Origin of the sequence: Pedobacter sp. ASV12 (assembly GCF_016429155.1) — a bacterium.
Taxonomy (GTDB): Bacteria; Bacteroidota; Bacteroidia; order Sphingobacteriales; family Sphingobacteriaceae; genus Pedobacter.
Window position 1 is genome coordinate 1 of record NZ_JAELUC010000150.1, and the last position, 3,777, is coordinate 3,777.

Genomic DNA, 3,777 nt, shown 5'->3' on the forward strand with positions numbered 1-3,777 from the left:
CCCCCCCCCCCCCCCCCCCCCCCCCCCCCCCCCCCCCCCCCCCCCCCCCCCCCCTTTTCAAGCCGAAGACGGCATACGAGATCATGAGTACTGTCTCGTGGGCTCGGAGATGTGTATAAGAGACAGGTATATTGGTGGCTGTTTGTATTGTTGATGGCTGGATTGTCGGCTTTAACGGTTTTAGAAAGTTCAGCTAGTGCAATTGGAACTAATTTATTGCACAATGGCAGTTTTTTAGGGGTACAGTTGCTGTTTTTGACGCTCTACTTTTCAGTCAAGCAAAAAAGGCTGGTCAATATATTTACTGATTATTTCGGATTGGGCGATTTGTTGTTTTTGCTAAGCATTACGGTTTACCTGCCTTTCCTCAATTACCTGTTCTTTTACCTGTTCAGTTTGCTGGCGGTGATTTTGGTGAGTATAGGAAGCAAGGCTTTGCGCAAAAATTCAAATCCAAAAATCCCTTTGGCCGGCGAACAGGCGGTGATGCTATTGGTGTTGATGCTAATTGATACGTTGAACAACAAAATAAATTTGACCAATGATTTATGGCTGACGGCCTATTTGATGTAGTCTGAGCTATACCGGGCTATTATTCTATGCGCCATATCAAGCCCTAGTAAGGACCATCAGATTACTAAATCCGACCTTGGCCTTTGCGATAGCACTATATTAGCCCTAGCAAGAACTTTAAAGCAAAGGGCGCAGTCGTGGCTTTTTTTGGTTACTTTTTTCAGCTACAGGAAAAAAGTGACATTACGTGTCAAAAAAGATTAATTTTAGGAAATTTTCATCTATCATGAAACCGTCTGCCGATACTTTACACCTCATAAGCAAATCCATCGCTTTGCAATACCGCGTGGTACCCAAAGGGATGGAAGACCAGTACTTGGCCCTATTTTGTGACGAGGAAGATCGCCAATCTGCTTTGCTGGACGAACTGCAGATCATTCTCGATAAGCCCATCCAGCTTCATCCCATTGCCAAGGCAGCAATCAGTCGTTTGTTGTCTACCCATTACCTGAGTGATACCGGTGCGCCCGAAAAAGAACTATCGAATATTTCGGCCAACGACGACTTCCTGACCACCTTGATCGAGGAAGCCCGAAAACTGAAAAGCAGCGATATCCACATCGAAACTTTCGAAAAAAAGTCGCGGGTAAGGGTGCGCATCGATGGGATGATGATCGAACGTTATCAAATCAGCCGCGAAGATTATCCGGCGCTGGTCAACAAAATCAAGATCATGGCCAATTTGGATATCGCCGAAAAGCGTTTGCCCCAAGATGGACGTATCCATTACAAATCGGCCAAACAAAGTGCTTTTGATATCAGGGTTTCGGTACTGCCAACCCTGCACGGAGAAAAAATCGTATTGCGTTTGCTCAATAACTCGAGTACCGATATCGATTTGAATACCTTAGGCTTGAGCGATTTTGATATGGAAAATTACCTGCAAGGTATTCAAAGGCCCAACGGAATTATTTTAATTAGCGGCCCAACCGGTTCTGGTAAAACCACTACGTTATATGCCACGCTCAAATTGCTGAACAAAACCACGCGTAACGTGCTCACCATCGAAGATCCGATCGAGTATACGCTGGAAGGAATTAATCAGGTACAATTGAAAGAAAGTATAGGCTTGGGCTTTGCTTCGGCACTACGCACTTTTTTAAGACAGGATCCCGATGTCATCATGGTAGGCGAAATCCGCGATCCCGAAACCGCCAATATGGCCATCCGTGCGGCATTAACGGGCCATTTGGTGTTGTCTACCATCCACACCAATTCGGCTTGGGGTACCGTTTCGCGTTTGATGGATATGGGCATTCCGAGTTTCTTAGTGGCCAACACGCTCAACACTACGGTTGCGCAACGTTTGGTACGTTTGCTTTGCCCGCATTGCAAAGAGGAAACTGATTTTGATGCCAAAGCCTATCCAAAGCAGTTCAATGCTCCCTTTAGCTTAGAAAAGCAGTTTGTAGCCAAAGGCTGTGGCGAATGTTATTATACAGGCTACAAAGGCCGTAAGGCCGTTTATGAAGTTATTCCCGTTGATGCAGCATTAGCTTTTGAAATCAAACAAGGGAATATGTATATTGAACCACTTTTAAAAACCAAACAGATCAAAACACTTTCAGAAAATGCTTTCGAGTTGTTTGCCGAAGGGCAGACCTCGCTCGAAGAAATTTTCCCTTTATTGCTATCCATCTAAATGAAATACATCTACCATGTCCTCTTTCGCCTCTTCATCCTGCTTGCGCTTGTTGGTGCAGGCCTAAAAGGTTACGGACAAGACAACAAAGCCGAACGCCTGGCTCAGATCGAGAATCGCTTAAAGTCGCTTGCGGTAATGGTACCGGGACTTAACCAAAAAGTACAGCTTTCGATGTCGGGTGCTAATGCCCCAGAGTTTTTACGCGCCTTGGCCCAGGCCAATAACCTCAACATCAATGTAGATCCGCAGGTAAATTTTAAGGTTTATTACAATTTTGCCAATGAAACGGCCTTAAATGTACTGCTTTTTGTGGCTAAGGAATACGATCTTGATATCAACCTGGTCGGTTCCATCATGTCGATTACGAAAGTAGCCCCGACAAGAACCGTAGTGCCACCCAAAGAAATCAAGGTTACCTACAATTCAATAACCGACAATTTGGGCTTCGACCTGAACAATGATACCTTAAGTTTAGTGGCCAAAAAGATCGGTCAGCTTTCGCAGAAAAACGTAGTGGTGCCGGTTAACCTCTTGAGCAAAAAAGTTACCGCTTTTATTGCGGCCGCTCCATTTGAAACAGCGCTCGAAAAAATGGCTTATGCCAACGACCTGAAGCTGAACAAGACCAATGATAACGTTTATATCCTGCAACCTTTGGCCGAAGGAGAAGAACTTTATATCAATGAGGATAAATCCACAGCGGTAAAACGAAACAATAAGCCTAATACGCCAGGAGGAGCGCAAGCCAATTACAACGTATCGGGCAGAAAGGATGCTAATGGAAGCAAACTCATTAATATTGATGCGGTAAACACGCCTATCCTCGACTTGATCAAATCGGCTTCTACTGAAGCAGGTGTCAATTATTTTATTTATTCCGATATCAAGGGAAGCATTACTACACGTTTGAATAATATCAGCTTCGATAACTTTCTAACCGCTTTGCTGCAGGGAACAGAATATACCTATAAAAAAGAAGATGGCATTTACCTTATTGGCGATAGAAAACTGGAAGGCCTGCGGACCAGTCTGCGTGTCAAACTGGAACATCGTTCTTTAGATACTATCCAGATGATGATTCCATCAGAATGGAAGAAAGGTGTTGAGATCAAGGAGTTCAGGGAACAGAATACCATATTGCTTTCTGGCTCTGCCCCGCAAGTAAGGGAAATTGAGAATTTCATCAAACAGATAGACCGTACAGTACCTATGGTACTGATTGAAGTTACCTTGGTTGATGTGCGCAAAGGAAAAAGTGTAAAAACTGGTATTACGGCAGGCGTATCAGACAGTGTAAAAACCGGAGGGACGATTTTGCCAGGCATAGACTATACTTTTGGGTCCAATTCCATCAACAGTTTCTTGTCTAAGCTGGGCAATAACAATTCTGTCAATCTGGGCCGGGTAACGCCTAATTTTTATGTGAAGTTGAGCGCATTGGAGAACAACTCGAATGTTGAGGTAAGATCCGTGCCTAAACTGTCTACCTTAAACGGCCACGTAGCTAACCTGAGTATCGGTAGCAAAAGGTATTACAGGCCTGTCTCTTATACACATCT

General features: G+C 44.4%; 3 protein-coding genes. All 3 read left to right on the top strand.

Annotated features, from left to right (window positions below):
- The first annotated feature begins 216 nt into the window (after positions 1–216).
- Positions 217–573, top strand: coding sequence for a hypothetical protein (locus JHD69_RS19220; RefSeq protein ID WP_199141960.1), 357 nt, complete (start codon positions 217–219; stop codon positions 571–573).
- 226 nt (positions 574–799) lie between these two features.
- A complete protein-coding gene (locus JHD69_RS19225) occupies positions 800–2,215 on the top strand; it encodes a GspE/PulE family protein (protein ID WP_199141961.1) in 1,416 nt (471 codons plus the stop codon).
- The coding region (locus JHD69_RS19230; RefSeq protein WP_199141962.1) for a secretin and TonB N-terminal domain-containing protein at positions 2,216–3,777 on the top strand (1,562 nt) is incomplete at its 3' end.

Bases quoted from the DNA above. Each gene is read 5' to 3' on its own strand.
- JHD69_RS19225 (WP_199141961.1), top strand. From the start codon at position 800: ATGAAACCGTCTGCCGATACTTTACACCTCATAAGCAAATCCATCGCT.